The sequence below is a fragment of the Xenorhabdus eapokensis genome (assembly GCF_001908105.1).
This window is the reverse complement of sequence record NZ_MKGQ01000156.1, coordinates 1-730: the sequence shown is the minus strand read 5'-3', so window position 1 is coordinate 730 and position 730 is coordinate 1. Positions and strand designations below refer to the sequence as shown.

Here is a 730-nt window from a genome sequence, read left to right as displayed (position 1 = left end):
CCCAGTCGTCACACCTATTCAGCAAGAATTGAACATTGAATGGACTTTCCAGCTTGAAGGATAACCCAGCACTTTCAGGATCAAAGTCAGCTTTTCCCACGTTAGCCCCCGACGCCCTCCCTTCCGGTTAAACCATCTGTAGAGTACCCGCCTGCTTTGGTAGATAAATTGCCCGACTCGTCTCTGGTTATCAGAAATACCGTGATAATTTATCCAGCCTTTGATAACCCTGATGACGATGGTCAGAACACGCCTTTTGTCAGGTGTATTCAGGTTCTTCCAGAGGAAGTCCCTGAGCCCCTTCAATTTGGCGGCAAAACGGTCTTTTCGACTGGTCAACTTCAGTCGCCAGAAACCCTTTCGCGATACCCCCCAATAGCAGGTAAATCCCAGAAAGTTAAACGTAGGTAAGCGTCCGCCAGACTGGTTAGCTCTCATTGCTGCAACGTGACCCGCCGGAATTAATTGCGATTTGTCACTGTGCAACGCCAGACCGTATTTACTCAGTCGTTTTGGTAATATCTTATAAAAGCGTTTTGCCTCACTCAGGAACTCAAAGGTAAACACCCTATCATCAGCGTACCTTACCATTTCTGCCCGACCATGAATGTGTGAACGGCTGATTTCATCAAACCATTCATCTATCACATAGTGCAGGTAGATATTGGCAAGTATTGACGATACGATTGACCCTTGGGGACATCCGCACACATTGTCGGATATCTGTTTA

1 protein-coding gene is annotated in these 730 nt (G+C 46.8%); it reads right to left on the bottom strand.

What is annotated here, in order from left to right; all coding sequences use genetic code 11:
- Window positions 1-18: 18 nt before the first annotated feature.
- On the bottom strand, window positions 19-730 hold a 712-nt coding region (locus tag Xedl_RS19905; protein WP_244149788.1), incomplete at its 5' end, for a reverse transcriptase domain-containing protein.